This window comes from Kitasatospora sp. NPDC001225 (assembly GCF_053597855.1).
Genome location: NZ_JBSFJC010000050.1, coordinates 13,009 through 28,748 on the forward strand (window position 1 = coordinate 13,009; position 15,740 = coordinate 28,748).

General features: G+C 71.2%; 11 protein-coding genes. 2 read left to right on the forward strand and 9 right to left on the reverse strand.

Annotated features, from left to right (window positions below; translation table 11 throughout):
- Positions 1 to 8: 8 nt before the first annotated feature.
- Entirely contained in the window at positions 9 to 1,088 is a 1,080-nt protein-coding gene (locus ACWDCZ_RS19185) for an NAD-dependent epimerase/dehydratase family protein (RefSeq protein ID WP_449781437.1), read from the forward strand.
- Positions 1,089 to 1,172: 84 nt separating this feature from the next.
- Here ACWDCZ_RS19185 and ACWDCZ_RS19190 read toward each other — a convergent pair whose 3' ends face one another.
- Positions 1,173 to 1,874 carry a type 1 glutamine amidotransferase domain-containing protein gene (locus ACWDCZ_RS19190; RefSeq protein ID WP_449816463.1) on the reverse strand — a complete coding sequence of 234 codons (702 nt, stop codon included), beginning with the start codon at positions 1,872 to 1,874 and terminating at the stop codon, positions 1,173 to 1,175.
- A 252-nt stretch (positions 1,875 to 2,126) separates the two neighbouring features.
- Here ACWDCZ_RS19190 and ACWDCZ_RS19195 point away from each other — a divergent pair, with 252 nt between their 5' ends.
- Positions 2,127 to 3,101: an alpha/beta hydrolase gene (locus tag ACWDCZ_RS19195; protein ID WP_449816464.1), complete on the forward strand. Its 975-nt coding sequence runs from the start codon at positions 2,127 to 2,129 to the stop codon at positions 3,099 to 3,101.
- Positions 3,102 to 3,128: 27 nt separating this feature from the next.
- Here the strand turns inward: ACWDCZ_RS19195 and ACWDCZ_RS19200 are convergent, their stop codons facing one another.
- The 8 genes from ACWDCZ_RS19200 to ACWDCZ_RS19235 all read right to left on the reverse strand — a co-directional run bounded on the left by ACWDCZ_RS19200 (position 3,129) and on the right by ACWDCZ_RS19235 (position 15,165).
- Complete coding sequence (locus tag ACWDCZ_RS19200; RefSeq protein ID WP_449816465.1) at positions 3,129 to 4,727, reverse strand: succinic semialdehyde dehydrogenase; 1,599 nt, start codon at positions 4,725 to 4,727, stop codon at positions 3,129 to 3,131.
- 15 nt (positions 4,728 to 4,742) lie between these two features.
- Positions 4,743 to 5,666 carry an acetoacetate decarboxylase family protein gene (locus tag ACWDCZ_RS19205; RefSeq protein WP_449816466.1) on the reverse strand — a complete coding sequence of 308 codons (924 nt, stop codon included), beginning with the start codon at positions 5,664 to 5,666 and terminating at the stop codon, positions 4,743 to 4,745.
- A 65-nt stretch (positions 5,667 to 5,731) separates the two neighbouring features.
- Entirely contained in the window at positions 5,732 to 6,046 is a 315-nt protein-coding gene (locus ACWDCZ_RS19210; protein WP_449813820.1) for a hypothetical protein, read from the reverse strand.
- Entirely contained in the window at positions 6,043 to 8,091 is a 2,049-nt protein-coding gene (locus ACWDCZ_RS19215) for a TniQ family protein (RefSeq protein WP_449816484.1), read from the reverse strand. The genes ACWDCZ_RS19210 and ACWDCZ_RS19215 overlap by 4 nt, the downstream gene beginning before the upstream one ends.
- Positions 8,092 to 8,144: 53 nt before the next feature.
- Positions 8,145 to 11,666 (reverse strand): AAA family ATPase, encoded by a 3,522-nt coding sequence (locus ACWDCZ_RS19220; RefSeq protein ID WP_449816467.1) that lies wholly within the window; start codon positions 11,664 to 11,666, stop codon positions 8,145 to 8,147.
- Positions 11,663 to 12,529, reverse strand: coding sequence for a TnsA-like heteromeric transposase endonuclease subunit (locus tag ACWDCZ_RS19225; protein ID WP_449816468.1), 867 nt, complete (start codon positions 12,527 to 12,529; stop codon positions 11,663 to 11,665). The genes ACWDCZ_RS19220 and ACWDCZ_RS19225 overlap by 4 nt, the downstream gene beginning before the upstream one ends.
- A 329-nt stretch (positions 12,530 to 12,858) precedes the next feature.
- Positions 12,859 to 14,334, reverse strand: coding sequence for an NF041680 family putative transposase (locus ACWDCZ_RS19230; RefSeq protein WP_449816469.1), 1,476 nt, complete (start codon positions 14,332 to 14,334; stop codon positions 12,859 to 12,861).
- A gap of 114 nt (positions 14,335 to 14,448) precedes the next feature.
- On the reverse strand, positions 14,449 to 15,165 hold the full coding sequence (locus tag ACWDCZ_RS19235; RefSeq protein ID WP_449816470.1) for a hypothetical protein: 717 nt from the start codon (positions 15,163 to 15,165) through the stop codon (positions 14,449 to 14,451).
- Between the last annotated feature and the right edge of the window lie 575 nt (positions 15,166 to 15,740).

Below are 15,740 nucleotides of genomic sequence, written 5' to 3' on the forward strand. Positions count from 1 at the left end.
GGAACCCCATGGACACCCGAATCGATCTCGGTGACCTGCCCGTCGACACGAGTGCGCCGGCCCTGGTCACCGGAGCCACCGGCTACGTCGCCGGCTGGATCGTGAAGGGCCTGCTCGACGCCGGGGCCACGGTCCACGCCGCGGTCCGCGACCCCGGCAACGCCGACAAGGTCAGACACCTTCTCGCCGCCGCCGACGCCTCACCCGGGACGCTCCGCCTGTTCGCCTCCGACCTGCTGCAGGATGGCTCGTACCGGGAGGCCATGCAGGACTGTCGGATCGTGATCCACACGGCCTCGCCGTTCGCCCGGACGGTCCGCGATCCGCAGCGCGACCTCGTGGACCCGGCCGTGCACGGCACCCGCAACGTCCTGAACGCGGCGACGGAGGTCGCGAGCGTCGAGCGGGTGGTGCTCACCAGCTCGATCGCCGCGATGGTCGGCGACGCCCAGGAGGTCCGGCGCCTGCCCGGCCGGATCGTCACCGAGGAGGCCTGGAACACGACCTCGTCGCTGACCCACGAGCCCTACAGCTACTCCAAGACCCTCGCCGAGCAGGAAGCGTGGCGGATCGCCCGGGCCCAGGACCGCTGGCGCCTGGTCACCGTCAATCCCGGCCTGGTGATCGGCCCCTCGCTCAACCCCGACCCCACCAGCGAGAGCTTCGCCATCGCACGGCAGCTAGCCAGCGGCGAGGCCCGCTTCGGCGCGCCCCGCATCGCACTGGCCGTCGTGGACGTCCGCGAGGTCGCGTACGCGCACCTGGCGGCGGCCTTCCTACCCGAGGCCGAAGGTCGCCACCTCGTCGTGGCGGAGACCACCGACATCGTCGACCTCGGCCGCAGGCTGCTTCCCGCCTACGGAGCCGCCTTGGGGCTACCGCGCCGAGCGGTTCCCAAGCCCCTCGCGGTCGCCCTCGCGCCGGTGATCAAACTCCCCCGCGAGTACCTACGCCGCAACATCGGCTTCGACCTGCGCAGCGACACCGCCAAGAGCCGTCGTGTGCTGGGCGTGCGCTACCGGCCCGCGCAGGAGTCCATGGAGGAGATGCTCGGCCAGCTCGTCGCGCCCGGAGCGCCGAAGCGCTGAATCGGAGCCGGAGCAGGGTGGCGGACCGCGGGCCGCCACCCTGCTCCGTTTGCCCAGACCCGACGGGCCCGGCCCGCGTCCGAGTCAGCCGGCCAGGTCGGCCACCATGCGCGTGGCGAGCCGTTTGGCCGAGCCGGGGTTCTGGCCGGTGAAGAGGGTGCGGTCGACCTCGATGTGGGGCAGGAGCGGGAGAGTTCCCTTGACGTAGTGGGCGCCGCTCTCGCGCAGCCGGTCCTCCAGGAACCAGGAGGCCTTGCGTCCGAAGCTGTTCAGCTTCTCCTCGACGTTGGACAGCGCGGTGATCCGGTATCCGGCGAAGGGCCAGGAGCCGTCAGGGTTGCCGGCCGCGAGCAGCGCGGCCGGGCCGTGGCACAACAGACCCAGCGGCCTGCCGGAGGCGAGTTGCCTGGTGAGGAGCGCCCCCGACACCTCGTCGTGGGAGAGGTCCTCCATCGGGCCGTGACCCCCGAGGTAGAAGACCAGGTCGAAGTCGTCGGCGTCCACCTCGCTGAGGGAGGCCGGGGCGTCCAGTACGTCCTGGATCGTCGCGAGGTAGTCGGCGACCTCGCGCAGGGTGCCCGGCAGGCCCGCCGTACGGCCCATGCTGATCCTGTCCAGGGTGGGCCGCTTCCCGCCGGGGGTCGCGATGGTGATCTCCCACCCGGCCTCGGTGAAGATCTTGTGCGGCATCGCCAGTTCCTCGCCCCAGTAGCCCGTGGGGTGCTTCGTACCGTCCCTCAGCGTCCAGTACTCGGCCGCCGTCACGACGAAGAGGACTCGGGTCATGTTCTCGCCTTTCTGGGTGATGACGGGGCCGCTCTTCCGGTCAGCTGCCGTCGTGTTCCGTTCGCCTCGATCTTCGGCGCCATCGTGGGCGCCTGCCCGGTGAGAGCCGCGGTCCGCGGCCGGGGCTACAGGTTGCGCGTCGCGCGCGGGACCCGACGATAGGAGGAGGGGAGGTTCGGCCGGGGGTTCGTCAGGCGCGGCCGGTGAGGCCGCGCGAGCAGGGCACACGTGTGCCCGCGACATGGAGAGAACATGACTGAGCTTCCTCCGCCGCTTACCCCTTACCTGGAGCCCGCCGCAAAGGAGTTGTGCGAGGCGACCGATCCGCACCCGCGGCTCTACGAACTGCCGCCCGAGCAGGGCCGCGAGATCCTGCTCGGCCTGCAGGTCGACCCGGGCGTGCCCCGGCCCGAGGTCGACGAGGAGTGGGTCGAGGTGGCCACCGGCGAGTGGGGCACCGTCCGCACCCGTATCATCCGCCCCAAGGGCGTCACCGGGCCGCTTCCCGTGGTGTTCTACATCCACGGCGCCGGCTGGGTCTTCGGCGACGACAAGACCCACGACCGGATCTTCCGCGAGCTCACGGTCGGCGCGGGCGCCGCGGGCGTCTTCCCCGTCTACCACCGGGCGCCGGAGGCGAAGTACCCGACCCAGGTCGAGCAGAACTACGCCGTGGGCCAGTGGGTGCTCAAGCACGGCGAGGAACACGGCCTGGACACCTCCCGGGTGGCGGTGACCGGGGAGTCGGTCGGCGGCTGCATGTCGACGGTCTTCGCCCTGATGAACAAGGAGCGCGGCGGCATCGACCTCAAGGCTCAGGTCCTGCTCTACCCGGTGACCGACGCGAATTTCGATACCCCGTCCTACCTGCAGTTCGCCGAAGGCTACTTCCTCACCCGCGACGGCATGAAGTGGTTCTGGGACGCCTACACCACCGACCCCGCCCAGCGCGCCGAACACCACGCCTCGCCCCTGCAGGCCACCCTCGACCAGCTCAAGGACCTGCCGACGACCCTCGTCATCACCGACGAGGCCGACGTCCTGCGCGACGAGGGCGAGCAGTACGCCAACCGGCTTCGCGAGGCCGGTGTCGACGTCACGTCCGTCCGCGTCGCGGCGATGGTCCACGACTTCCTTCTCCTGGACAGCCTGCGCGACACCCGCGCCGCCAACGTCGCCCGCAAGCTCGCCATCGACGCCCTCAGGACGGCGCTCCACGGCGACTGAGGGACACCGCCCCCGGGCATTCGCCGGTCAGCGGACGCCGAATGCCTTCATGATCTTGAGCGTGCCGGTCAGCAGGGCGGCCCAGGTCTCGGGGCTGATGCGCTGCGGCGGGTAGAAGCCCTGGAGGCGCTGGTGGGCGATGGTCTGGGCCTCGGTGTACTTGAGGATGCCCTCGGCGCCGTGGCGGCGGCCGAGGCCGGAGTCGCCCATGCCGCCCATCGGCGCGTCGATGCTTCCCCAGGCGGCGGCGAAGGCCTCGTTGACGTTGACGGTGCCGGCGTGGACGCGGGCGGCGACGGCCCGGCCGCGGGCCCCGTTGCGGGTCCAGACGCTGGCGTTGAGGCCGTACGGGGTGGCGTTGGCCTGTGCGATCGCCTCCTCGACGTGGCGGAAGGAGTAGATGGAGACGACCGGCCCGAAGGTCTCGTGGTCGTTCACCGTCATCTCGGGGGTGACGTCGGTGAGGATGGTCGGCTCGTAGAAGAGGGGGCCGAGGTCCGGGCGGGCCCTGCCGCCGGCCAGGACGGTGGCGCCCTTGGCGACGGCGTCGTCGACGTGTTCGGTGACGGTCCTGAGCTGGGACGGGGTGGTGAGGGAGCCGACGTCGACGCTGTAGTCGTACGCCGCACCGATCTTGAGCCTCTTCGTGCGCTCGACGAACGCGGCGACGAACCTGTCGCGGACGGACTCGGCGACGTACAGGCGCTCGACGGAGACGCACAGCTGGCCGGCGGAGGGGAAGCAGGCGTTGACCGCGCCGGCGGCGGCCTTGTCGATGTCGGCGTCGTCCAGGACGATCATCGGGTTCTTGCCGCCGAGTTCGAGGGAGGCCCCGATCAGGCGCCGGCCCGCGTCGCTCGCGATCTGGCGCCCGCTGGCGGTGGAACCGGTGAACATCATGTAGTCGGCGCCTGCCATCAGGGCGCCGCCGATGGAACTGCCCCGGCCGACCACGATCTGCCACACGTCGGCTGGCAGCCCCGCCTCGTACATGAGGTCGAGCGACCAGAGGGCGGTGAGCGCGGTCTGGGTGTCGGGCTTCTGGACGACGGCGTTGCCCGCCATGAGCGCGGCGATGGCGTCGCTGGCGGCCATGCTCAGGGGGTAGTTCCACGGTGAGATCACCGTGACGACGCCCTTGGGGTGGCGCAGTTCGGTGGTGTGGGTGAGCAGCGGGATCGCGCCGCGGCGGCGCTTGGGGCTCAGGTACTTGGCGGCGTTGCGCGCGTAGTAGCGGGAGACGATCCCGATGTCGACGACTTCGAGGAACGCGTCGCGGCGGGTCTTGCCGTTCTCGGCCTGCATGAGGTCGAGCGCCTCCTCCTGGCGGGCCAGGACGAGGTCGTGGAAGCGCAGCATGATCCTCTTGCGCTCCGCGATCGGCGTGGCCGCCCAGGTGGCCTGGGCGGCGCGGGCGCGGGCGAACGCGGCCTCGACCTCTTCGGGGGTAGAGATGGGGAAGTCGCCCAGGGGGTGGCCGGAGTACGGGGCGCTGGTGGTGACGCGCGCGGCGTTCGGTGCGGCAAAGACCCGTGCGGTCAGCCGCTTGAGCAGCGCCGGGGTGATGGAGGCGGGCAGGCCCTGGGCGCGGGCGGCCGTGGGGCTGGCGGTTTGTGCGGTGGCCATGGCGGGGGTTCCTTGCTACTTGTTCCGGCGCTGGACCGAGGTGGGGACCGGCATGTGGAGGGCGAGCTGGCCTTCGGTCATCACGTCGAACTGGATGGTCCGCATCGGCTTGAGCGAGCGCAGGTCGTCGGACATCCGGCCCTCGCCGAGCTGGAGGCGGACGTCACGCGGCAGGCGCGTCGTGCCGGCGTTCAGCACGTTGGTCTGGCTCAGGGTGGAGTGCCATGCGCCGTTGATCGTCGTGTACGAGGTGAGCGAGCTGACGCGGTCGCCGCTCAGGTGGGCGGTCTGCTTCGGCGTGGTCGCCTGGAGCGACAGGTCGAGGCCGCCGGCGTCGTTGGTGACCCGGGCGGTGGTGCGGCGCTCGTCGATGTCGACGTCGAGGCCGGTGACCCACTTGGGGAAGCCGTAGCCGTCGTGGCCGCGGACCTGGGCGATCTCCGTGCTGACCGGCAGGGACAGCACGTAGGAGTCGAGGTGTTCGTTCTTGAGGCCGGCGACGAGGTCGAAGAATCCGAGCCTGCCGTGCCGCGCGGGCTTCACGGCGATGCCGACGGCGGCCTCGGTGTAGAAGTCGATGTCGCACACGTCGTAGCGGAAGAACATGACCGAGACCAGCCCGAGGCCCGGGGCGATCTCCAGCGGCGCGAGCTCTCCGGGCAGCCGGGTCCGGATCGCGCCGGAGGGCGCGAGCATGGTGATCCGGGCGGTCGAGACGCTGTAGTAGAAGTTCGGGGTGAGCGTGGGGCCGATCGGGGAGTCGACCTTGATCTTGGGCAGCTGCCGGAAGAAGTCCACCCCGCTGACGCGGGGGTCGCGGGCGATCTCGTCGAGGTCGGGGTTCATCCGGTACCGGTCGTACAGACCCCCCTTGGGGACGGTGACCGTACGGCCGCCCAGGTCGACCTTGACGGTGGTGTCCTTCTGCGCCGAAGACATGGCACGGCTCCTCACTAGCAATGTAAGCGGTGTACACATGACTATAGGTCGCGATGTAAGCACCGTCAACAATTGGGCGTGCGGGGATTCCGTGAACGGATACGACCACTGGGGTCGGCCTGCCCACCGTGCGGTCGCCGGCCGCTCTCGGCAGGGCGGGAACGCGGCGGCGGGTCGCATGCGGAACGGATTGGCGCGGCCGGACCTGGGTGCTGGGACTGCCCGCCTGCGGTCAGGTAGACGACCGTGTTCCACTGCGAGCGCGCCAGGCCGAACGCGTCCGCGTCACCGATCATGTGGCGCACCAGCGCGGTCGCCGGCGCAACGGCCGCTTTCATCGCGCCGGCCTGCGCCGCGACGTACTCGATCGTCGCATTCACCTAGGTCGCGGCCCTGGACGCGTCACCTTCGCGCATAGCGCCTCCACCGCCGCTGCCCGCACAGGTGACGCGTCCAGGGCCGTGGGTGGGGTGAGGCGGGTGGCAGCGGCGAACACCGTGGCCATGGTAGGTGTCAGGCCCAGGAGGTGGTCGGTGCTCAGGCGGCCGTTCCGGATCGGGCCGAGGCCGGCCAGTTCGGCGGTGCGGGCCGGGGTGCGGCGGATCCGGTAGGAGAGCCGTAGCAGGAAGCCGGCCATCGATTCCTCGGGCAGCGGGCCCAGGCTGCGGGCAAGCGGACGGCCCGTCACCTGGTCCGTCCTGTGGCGAATTCGGCCGCGGTCCGGGAGTCGCACTGGGCGGCGAGCTCGTCGGTATAGGGGGCCAGGCGTGCCAGGAGGCGGGCTTTGTCGCCCCTGCGCACCCCCAGGAGGTGGACCGTCTCGCGCACCAGATCGGCCCCACCGTCCAGCTGCGGCCCAGTGCCGTCGGCGCGGATCAGCGGGCTGAACAGGTATTCGCCCTCGGTCACGCGGGCCCAGACCAGGACCGAGGCCGGTAGCCGCATCGCGCGGGCGGTGGGCGTAGTCGATCCGCTGGTCGTGCCGGTCGAGTTCGCCAGCGATCGTCTCCACGCCGGCCAGGAACTGTCCCCAGTACGTGTCCGGGGTTCGTGCCCGCAGCTGTTTGAGGCCGGAGGCGGCGTGTCCGGGCGGGATGGCGAGCAGGAGTGCGCCGTCGGCCGGGGTGCCGCCCAGGGTCATCTCGGCGAGTTTCAGCGCCGCGGCCCGGCGAACGAGACGGCTGTTGTTGCGGCTGGTGGCCGTGAGGCGTGCGGTGAAGCCAGCGAGGTGGCGCTCGTACCAGTGGATGGGCAGGAGCTGGGGGATGTGCGCGGGAGTGAACCGGCAAGGGCGGGACGCCACCCGCAGGACGCCGGAGGTGCCGGCGCCGGCGAGGGCGTGGAAGCCGAACTGCTGGCGGGACAGCGCGCGGGCCAGTGGTGTGGACAGCTGGCGGCGGATGACCCCCGCGTAGCGGAGCCGGTCGGTGTCGAATGCCGTGCGGGCGAGGGTCTGCATCGCCTCGCGCAGGGTGGCCGCGTCCCGCTCGGCCAGGAGGTGCTCGCTCAGCGCGAGCAGGGCCGCCGTCGCGGCGGCCGGTGCAGGGAGGCCGATGACCTCACGGCCATTGTGCCCGTGGGGGAGGTCGGCGGTGCGTCGGCGTACGTCCTGGATGTGCGTGTCGAGTGTGTCCGACACCGCGGTGGGCAGCGGTGCGAGGTCGGCGGCGATGGGCCAGGTGATCTTGATGAGTTGGCTGACGGCCACTAGGTCCGGGAAGAACAGCGAACCGGTGCCCGTGTCCGCAGCGAGATGGTGGTCGAGGCGTTCCTGGAGCCGAAGGACGGTGGTCAGCTGGGCCGGGTCGAGGGGTCGCCGGCCGAGGTCGGACGTGGTGAGGTCAGCGCCGCACAACGGGCGGGGCCTGCGCGAAGGCGCGTCCAGTGCGAGGTTGCGGCACTGGGCGGGGTGCAGGCCGGCGCCCTGCAAGTGGAGGATGGCGCTGGCCCGCCCGTCGAAGGAGAGGTTGGCGGGCCGCCGGCAGTGCGGGCACAGGTGTTCCAGCAGCCGGCGGTGGCGGGTACAGGCGAAGACTACGGGAAGGTGCCAGCGATGGCGCCAGGCGCCGCCGTGCTCGTGCTCGATGGGGCTGCCGTCTCCGGCCAGGCAGTCGGGGCAGAACCGGCTGGCGGTGGTGAACGCCCATACGTTGAAGCCCACTCGCCCGTCGGTGCGGGTGCCGGCCTGGGCCATCGGCGGGTAGGCGGCGGCGTACTGGCGCAGGCTCAGGGCGGCGACTTCGCTCAAGCTCAGGCGGGTGGCGGCGGCGAACGCCGCCGCTCGCTCGGGCCCGAGGTCGACCAGCAGGTGCGCGGGCAGGCGGACCATGCGCCCCAGCCGGTAGGGGGCGAGGCCAGTCAGCACGCCGATGCGCCCGGGTGGTCGGCGAAGGCGATGGGCCAGCCGCAGTACGTAGCCGGCCAGGGACTCCTACGGCAGGGGCACGAGGCTACGGGCGAGCGGGGCGGGGGCGGGGGTCAACTCACCGCTCCGCTGGGGCCGGCGTCGTCGAAGACCGTGTTGCGCCCTCGCGCCACCTTCTTCCTGGCCGGGGCGGGGATGTGAGGCTGCTCGCCGGAGGCGGCGTCCAGGTCGGGCAGGTCGGTGGGGGTGACTGTGAAGGCGTCGAGCAGGTCGATCGTCAGCCGCTCGCTGCCATCGCGGATCGCGCGGCGGCAGCCGGTCTGGATGAGCTTCTCCAGCAGTCCCACCACCCCGCCGGTGCGGCGGAACAGGTACTCGGGCATGCCACCGGTGGTGAGCATGCCCTCGGTGTCAGTCAGCAGCCGCAGATGTTGTTCGAGCCCTGCCAGGTGCGCGGTCCACGCGGCGATCCGCGCGGGAGTGTCGTAGCCGAACGCGTCGAGGTCGATCAGGTCGAAACGCCGTTCGTGCTGGGTGGCGGCCTGGTCGTTGGGGCTCCTGCCGCGGTCCGGGACCGGCTTGAAGATCCACTGGCCGGTCTTGGCGTCCCGGCGCCCGTCGCGCAGCAGCCCGGAGTTCGGGATGCCGACGCCCACCAGGATCAGGGTGACGGGCATGCTCATCATCTCGCGGATCAGGTCCAGGACGTCCTGGTCCGCCTCCCGGTGCAGCTCCAACCTCGTGATGTCGTCGATCACCAGCGCCTTGGAGCCATGCGCGAAAATCGCGTCCTTCACGGTGCGGACCAAGTCCTCCAGGCGCATGCCCTTGTGGTCCTCACCGAAGAAGTCGAGGATCCGCTGGCAGGTGGAGATCGGGGTCGCCCGGACCGGACAGCGCACGTACGCCACCAGGGCGTGCAGGTCCCGCGTGCCCTCGATCGCCTCCGGGTTGACCTGCCGGTGCAGCTGGAGCCACTCGTCCTCGAACGCGGCGAGCGCCTCGCACACCGTCTCGGTCTTGCCCTGGGCGCCGCCGCCGTTGACCATCACGCCGGTGCGGGTGCCCCACTTGTGGCTGAACGCGCCGTCCTCGATGCGGGTCTTGACCAGGTCGGCGACGGCCTCGCTCATCGGGGTGGCCTGCACCGGCAGACTGCTGTGGGTGGCCAGGCGGTGCAGGTCGTGGATACGGGCCTGCCTGAGGCTCAGCCGCGCGTACTGCGCCGCGGTCAGCCGCGGCGCCGGCACGAACGCGTCCCGGCTCGCCCGCCACCGCTCCCAGCCCTGCCAGTGTGTGCGGTCCAGCGGTGGCCCGGGCAGGAACACCGGCGACGCCCCTTCCTCGCTCCCGCTCAACGGTTCTCCTCCGTCACCGTGTCGTCCTCGTCGGGCAGGGAGAGCAGGCTCACTGCCCGCAGCCGCTCCCCCAGCCTGGGCGGCGGCACCGGCCGGGCAGGCACCGCCTGCTCCCTCCTGCGCCGGCGCTCGGCGTCCACCGCGCTCTGGCCGGTCTCGGCCCGCTCCCGCCAGGCGAGCCGCGTCACCGTCGCGCCGCCCGCTCCGGCGGCCTCGTCGGCGGCGGGCGGCGCCGCCTGCGGTGCCGGTACCGGGCGGTCGGCCGCGGCGGCGGCCACCTGGGCGACCTCCCGCGCGTGTTCCACCTTCTGGCCCCGGCTCAGCCGGGCCGGCCACTGCTCCACCGGCACGGTGGCGCCGATGAGTTCCAGCAGCACCGGCAGCAGCTCGGCATCCGACTTCGGCGCCATGCCGCGGCGGCGGACCTCCCGCAGCACCTCCCGCACCCGGGCGTCCCCGAACGCCGGCACCCGGCCGTCCTCGGGCAGGCCGGTCCAGGGCAGGGTGTGCCAGTCGTGGGTGCGCGGGTCCTGAGAAGAACACGAAGCACGGGTCGCGCGGATCGCGGTGGAAGACGTACCGGTTGCGGGCCACCCCGCCCCGTCCGGAGGCGGCGAAGCGGTAGTCGTCCAGCGCGTCGCCGTCGTACCAGAGGTTCTTGATCTTCACGCCGCGCTTGCCGTGGATCATCACGCGATGGGTCGGCAGAAGCTGGTAGTACAGCTCGGCGGGCGGGATCTGCAGCGCGAAGCCGCCTTGCGCCATGGAAGCGGCGAACAGGCTGTTCGGACTGTGGTCCCCGGCCGGGTCCCAGCTCGGGGCATATGCGCCGAATCGGCGGTTCTGCCACACTTTGACGACCCACGTGGCGATCAGGTGTTCCATCTCGGCGACCGTCAGCACCGCGTCGCCCTCCGGGTCCACGCCCCGGTCGGCCACATCCACGCCCTGGTAGCCGGGCAGGATACGGAACAGCAGCGACTGGATCGCACCGAAGGCCCGCTCCACTGCCTGCTTGTCGGTCGGGCGAAGGACCCGGCTCGGGCGTATGTTCGCCCCGATCACGCGCTGCACCTCGGTGACGTGGTGGTTCTTGTAGACGGAGCCGTGGTCGGTGGTGACGGTCTCCGGGGCGAAGAACGGCAGACCGGCGACCCCGTGCCCGGCGAACTCGGCGACCAGCGTGGCCGGCACCCCCGGGTAGGCCCACTCCATGTCCTCGCCCCAGTCCGGGCGCATCGGCAACGGCATCATCACGTCCCGCAGCACCATCGCCACGTCGACCGCGGAGTCGGAGACCAGCGTGAGGCGGAACGCCACGATCGAGTGGGTGTAGACGTCCAGGGCCAGGGTCAGGTGAACGGACACCGCCTCGCCGAACACGTCCTCGCGGACCTTCACCGGCAGGATCGTGGTGTCCAGCGCGACGACCTGCCCGGGCCGGTGCACCACGACGTGCCGCCCGGTCGTGTTCTCCTGCACCCGGGCCGCCGAGCGGCTGTAGCGCTGGCGTGCGCCCGTGGAGCCGAACCACTCCCGCCACACCACCCGCAGCGTCTCGTAGCTCGGCACCGGCTCCTGGGCCCCGTAGGTCTCCCGGACGTACTGGTGGATCAGGCGCTCGCGGTCCTTGGCCGTCAGCTTCGAGCGGTGCAGCGTCTCCGCGCGGACCGCGAAGAGCGCCTCGCGCACCGCGGGAGAAATACGACGCCCCGTCGCCTCCCGCAGCCACCGGTCGTCCGCCACACCCACCGCGCCGAACCGGATCCGGCCGCGGTCCCAGCGGATCAGCGTGCGGTAGCTCACCCGGTCCAGCGCGAGCGCCCTGGCACCGGCCGGATCCGCCGCGGCGGCCTGCCGCAGCTCCAGCGCCTTGTGCTGCCGGCGCTGGGTCAGCGTGGTGGTGTCCGGGTCGTAGCCGGGGCGCGGCTCATCCACCGCCGGCCGCAGCGGGTCGCCGCTGCGGTAGCCGGTCTCCACTTCCAGCAGGTGTTCCATCCGCAGCGCGACCAGCGCCCGCCGCTGCGGCGGCAGGTCCGCGAGGGCTTTCGGCTGCCGGCCGCGGCTGGCAGCCGGCAGGTCGGCCCTGGTGCGAGTGGAGGGTCGGCAGCGCGGATGGTGCATCAACTCCCGCAGCGAGGTGTTCCAGGGCTCGGCGCCCTCCCGAAGCAGCGTCACCCGCCCCAGCCGCGGCTGGACCACATCCACGGTCCACTCGCGGCCGTTCACGATCAGCTCGATGCCGGGTGCGAGATCCCAGCAGGCCGCCGGCGTCAAGCTGCCGCCCCCGTCCCGGCGTCACGAGGAGCGAGACGGACCGGGCTCGTGTCGGTGAGCGGCGCCGACACGTCGATGCCCAGACGCCGGTGCCACATCAGGTGCACAGCGTGGGCGCGGGCAACGGCCGGCACGCTGCACCGCCCGACCAGGTCGCCGAAGTTCAGCGGCCCGGCTGCGACGGCGCCGAGCAGCTCGCCCTGCAGCCCGAGCGGGTCACTCAGCTGACGCCGCCCAGCGGACAGGGCGTCCGCCAGCTCCGGTACGTTCTCCCGCCAGCCAGATACCACGCTGTAACGCCACCCGGCGGCAAGCGCCGTCTCGGCCGCCGCCGCGAACTTCAGCGCGTCCTCGGGACGGATCCGATCGCTCGGCCGCACGTCCACCAGCCACGGCCCTGTCCCGGTCAGCAGCAGGAAGTCCGGAGTGTGCTCCTTCGAACCGGCCGCCGAATCGAACCGCAGCCGAAACGGCTGGGACAGCGCCTCCGTCAGGTCCGCGGCGAAGTCCGCCACCAGGAGCAGGCTCTCCTCCTCGAAGCTCTCGAACCCGTGGTGGCGGCCGGAGGACACCAGGTACTCCAGGCCCGGCCGGTGCCACTGCCCGGTCCGCCAGGTGAACCGCCGGACCGGCCGGCTCCGGACGATCTCCGCTTCAGCCTCGGCCAAGTCACGGACCGCGTACACCACTGGCGTCCGCCCGAAGCGCCACGTCGTCGTCCACCGGCGCGTCCACCCCGGCTCCAGAGCAAGGTCGCCGGCACACCCGCGAAAGCCCGTGTCCAGGTGGGCAAGGTCCTCCAGCCCTTGCTCATCCGACCACCGGACAGTCGACGCCGCTGCCTGCCCGCCACGTAACGCCATGACCGCCCACTCCTTCGCCGCCCCACGATCAACGAGCAACCTACGACGAAGATCCAGCTCTAGGTGCATGTTCCCGACAATCAGGCGGCACCGGCGCAGAGGCTGTCAGCACCGCCCTGTACGAATATGCCAACTAGATTCTGCCGATCATGCGTTTAGGTGCCACTCGGGACTGGCAAAACAGCAGCTCATGGGACCGACGGAGTGCCATCTACCGGCAGTGGTCGCACTACACGGGCGAGGCCGAGTGCTTCGCCGAACCCGGGTACCGGACCGCCGTCATCTACTCCGGCCTCGACAAGTGGGGCCTACACGGCTGAGCTTGTGACTTATCCGGTGCGGCGTGGTTTGGTGCCGACCTTGTGGTGAGCCGGTCGGCGGTAGGACTCTCCGGTGGCCAGGAGCAGGCCCACGTCGTAGCGGTTTGCGGGGCGGTGGTTCTTGGAGCCGGGCGGGCGCCCGGGGCCGGGGCGAGCGGGTTTCGGCACTGCGGCCGGCGTTGAGGTTCTGGCGTGCAGGTGTCGGAACCCGCGTCGGACTCGGGCTGGGGTGAGCTTGTTCGGTTCGGCCGGCTTCTCCCACGGCCGTCGCAGGTCGGTGGTCAGAGAGCGGACGAGGCGGAGCTGGGTGCAGGCGGTGATGATCAGCCAGGTCCATCGGTCCGCCGCCTCGGCTTCCCGCAGGCTCGGAGCGGTCCAGCCGAGTGTCTGCTTGACCATCCTGAAGAAGTGCTCGATGTCGAAGCGCCGCAGGAAGGTCTGCCAAGCCAGATCGGTCTCCGCGGGGTCGGCCGCGGGCCGTGACCACCACAACCACAGCGGCTTGGGGTCGCCGCCACTGGGCAGGTGGTCGACCTTCAGGCGGATGACGGTGCCCTCGATGACCGGGAGCGGGCCGGGGTGGTCGCGCCAGGCGGCGCGCCCTTGCAGCTCGGGGTGGAGCCGGTCCCAACTCTGGGCGTGGTCGGTGCCGTAGCGGGTGGTCGCCGTCTTCGTCTCCGCGTCCGGGGCGCCCCAGGACCTGGCGTCCTTGAAGATGAACTCGCTGCCGTGCTTGGGCGGCCGCCCACCGGCCGGGTTGGCCCGGGCGAACTCCGCGTGGGTCGGTGCCGGGCGGAGCATCACCCGGTCCGAGCGCAGGCGTCCCAGGATCTCCACGGGCAGGTCGCGCAGCAGGTAGGCCAGCCGCATCACGTCGTAGCCGGCGTCGGCCGCGATCAGCGCCGACGGGTCACCTGGGCTCCACTGGTCGGCGGCGACCAGGTGCTCGACCAGGTCCCGCAGCTGTGCGGCGGTGACCGCGGCGAGATCGTCGCCCGGCCTCAGCCGCACCGCGTCCAGCGGGGCGACCCGCGAGGTCCGGCCCGACTCCAGAGCGACGACCCACGAGTACGGCCAGCCCGGGATCATCTGGTGCCTGGCGTCGCCCCACCCGTAGGTGTGGCAGAACGAGCGGGCGTCGCTCGTGTCGGCGTCGGGCCGAAGCCACGGCAAGACGTCCACCGCCAGCACCAGGCGGCCACCGGCGGCACGGGGCAGCGGCAGACTGGCCAGCTCGGCCCGCAGCCGTTCAACGTCCAGGCGGCCCCGGTTCAGCGCGCCGTACAGGGCCCCGTGGCCGCGGCGGTGCTCGGGAGCCAATGCCAGGCCGACCAGGGTCTTCACCGGGCCGTCGGTGCACAGCACCGCGTCGGTGAGCTCGAACAGCGCGTCACGCCGCCCGGTCAGGCAGTCGTAGAAGACCCCCCGGAAGCGCGACAGCTCCGCGAACGACTCGTACTGCACGCCCTGTTCCACCACGGTCACCAGCACGGCCTTCGCGTCGAGCCTCTGAACCTCTTGGAGGTCCAGAATCAGGCGGGGCCGGGTCCGCTGTCCTGGAAATCCCCATGTGGGTGACCTGCGCTCGCCGTCGGACCGCTACCGCGGCAGGTAAGGATCCTCGACCGTCGGCCTTCTCCGATCACCCTCGGGGGTGAAGGTCAACGATCCACGGAACGAGCCGGCGCCGAAACGCACTGCGAGAAGCAACGGTTGCGCATGCTCGGGCGGCCACGGTTCGCTCCCCGGTTCGCTGCCGTTCCACAGATGGAAGACCACCATCGGCTGCTGCGGATCCCCCGAGAGGTAGCCAAGCGTCTTCCCGTACAAGGGATTGTTCCCTCCGAACAGCACAGAGGGAGGGCCGAACTCCGCCGTCACGTCAGCCCAGGTGCGGTCAGCCGCGGCCCACCCTCGCACCCGGTCTGTGACAGCCTCGTACTCCTCGGCTGTGAGAACCCGATCGGGCCCGAGCCAACCGCGTCGCTGCGCGAACTCCGCGTATACCGAGGCGACTTCGTAGCAGTCACCCTGCGCGGGGAAGATCTCCTGGAAGGCCCCGCTGGGGCCGATGGAGGTCCAGAGCCCCTGCTCTTCCCAGCTCTGCTTCAGCTGATTCCACGCCTCGGGCTGGCGCTCGACGAACAGCAGGTGGTCAATCAGGATCCGGAACGCCACCTCACCCCCGTGCATCCCGGGCCGGCGCAGGGCGAGGTTGAGCTGATCAATGAGGTGATCACGGATCTCCTCAGCAGCGGCAAGCGAAGTAGGAAGGGTCACGCACACAGTCTTCCGCAGGAAGATCAGCTCGATCACCCGTTCCGCCGACGAAGACGAGTGGATAAATCACAAGCTGAGCAGTTGCGATCGAGCCCTTGGGACTGTTGCCGGACTCCGTGGCTGGTTGACGGTCAGTCACTTTCGATCATTGTTCCGGGAGGTCTCCGCAGAACTGCAAGCGTTGGCTGCGCGTGGGACGTATGCGAGATCCGGAGCCTGGTCTGGCCCGAGGTCGAAGACCTGGTGGTCGTGGTGCGTAGATACGTCGCGGCCCTGCGGGCCGGGACCGCCGTCGAAGAACCGCGTCCGATCCCGCGACCGCACCGGATCGCGGCCTGGATCATGCGTCTTCCCGATTCCCTGACCACTGGCGAGCGCACCCGGCTCGACCGGGTCCTGGACGCCTGTCCAGGACCCGGTCGTGGCCGCCGAGCGGGCCGCGACTTCGCCGCCATCACCCGTGAACGACGCGACACCGAGCTGCCGATCTGTATGGCGGTGCCCCGGCCACTGCTGTCCAGGGCACCGGAGCTGATCGTCAGCAGCGGGTTCACGACCGGCCGCACGCGGTACTGCCGACCTGTCGTACACGGGCCCGGCCCCGCGCCGAG